The 1,301-nt window shown below is 57.3% G+C and carries 1 protein-coding gene; it reads left to right on the top strand.

What is annotated here, in order from left to right:
- The first annotated feature begins 91 nt into the window (after positions 1–91).
- The gene (locus ACNOHI_RS24485) at positions 92–1,255 is read left to right on the top strand and encodes an integrase core domain-containing protein (RefSeq protein ID WP_420477340.1); all 1,164 of its coding nucleotides are present in this window, start codon (positions 92–94) and stop codon (positions 1,253–1,255) included.
- Positions 1,256–1,301 lie beyond the last annotated feature (46 nt).

Below are 1,301 nucleotides of genomic sequence, written 5' to 3'. Positions count from 1 at the left end.
GGTACGGTTTACTCTGATCGGTAACACATTAATTCAAGCACATGGGTAACAGTTTTTTACCCTATGGCTATCTTCATTGCTGGAGAGAGCCATGCCTTGGAAGGATGTCAAACCGATGGACGAGAAGGTGCTGTTCATTGTGGATTACCTGCGCCAGGTAGATAGTCTCAGCCGGCTATGCGAGCGGTACGGAATCAGTCGCAAGACGGGTTACAAATGGATTGAGCGGTACGGCCAAGGTGGCGCGGAGGCCTTGGCTGAGCGTAGCCGCAAACGGCATACGCAGTCAGAAACACCCTATGCCATCAAGCAGGCAATTCTGCAATTGCGCGATCACCGCGACGCGCCGGGCCCCAAGAAGATCCAGGCGCTGCTGGGACGGCAGTTCGCACAGGAAGAGATCCCGTCTCTGAGCACGATTTACAACGTGCTCAAGCGTGCGGGGCAGATCGCGCCACGACGGCGTAACCGCAAGGTGAGCACCCTGCCGGGTCCACTTCGTACTGCAGCGCAGCCGAACGAGCTATGGAGCGCCGATTACAAAGGGCAGTTCAAGACCATGGATGGGCGCTGGTGCTATCCGTTGACAGTCATGGACCACGCCAGCCGCTTCCTGCTGGGATGCGAAGGACTGCCGGGAACGCGGCATGAACAGACGAAGGAAGTGTTCGAGCGCCTGTTTCAGGAATACGGGTTGCCGGAACGGATTCGCACCGACAATGGCGTGCCGTTTGCCAGTATTGGCGTAGGCAACTTGTCGCGCCTGTCGGTATGGTGGATTCGGCTGGGAATCCGGCCTGAGCGTATCGAGCCTGGACAGCCGCAACAGAACGGTCGCCATGAGCGGATGCATCGTACGCTCAAGCGATCACTGGGCCAGCCGCCAGAGGCGGATTTGAAGCGGCAACAGCAGCAGCTGGATAGCTTCCGCCAGTATTACAACGAGCAGCGACCGCATGAAGGGCTGGCATTGCAAAATCCAGGCTCCTGCTACAGCGCGTCAAGCCGTCCCTATCCACGGCGTTTGCCGGAACTGGAGTACCCGAGCTATTTCGACCGGGCAAAAGTACATGGAAGCGGAGTGGTTTATTGGAGCAGCCTGACGATTTACATCGGCAACCTGCTCGCCGGCGAGCAGGTCGGGATCGAGGCGATCGGGGACGGTGTGTGGCAGGTGTATTTCGGCCCAATTGCATTGGGCCGATTTGATGAGCGCAAGGGCGGCGAGCGTGGTTACTTGAACCTGAAGGTGTAACCCATGTGATTGAACTTTTTTGTTACCTATGTGGTTGACTCCTACA

This window comes from Noviherbaspirillum sp. ST9, from assembly GCF_048799745.1.
In the GTDB taxonomy this organism is placed as follows: Bacteria; Pseudomonadota; Gammaproteobacteria; order Burkholderiales; family Burkholderiaceae_D; genus Noviherbaspirillum.
This window is presented reverse-complemented; position numbering and strand designations above follow the sequence as displayed.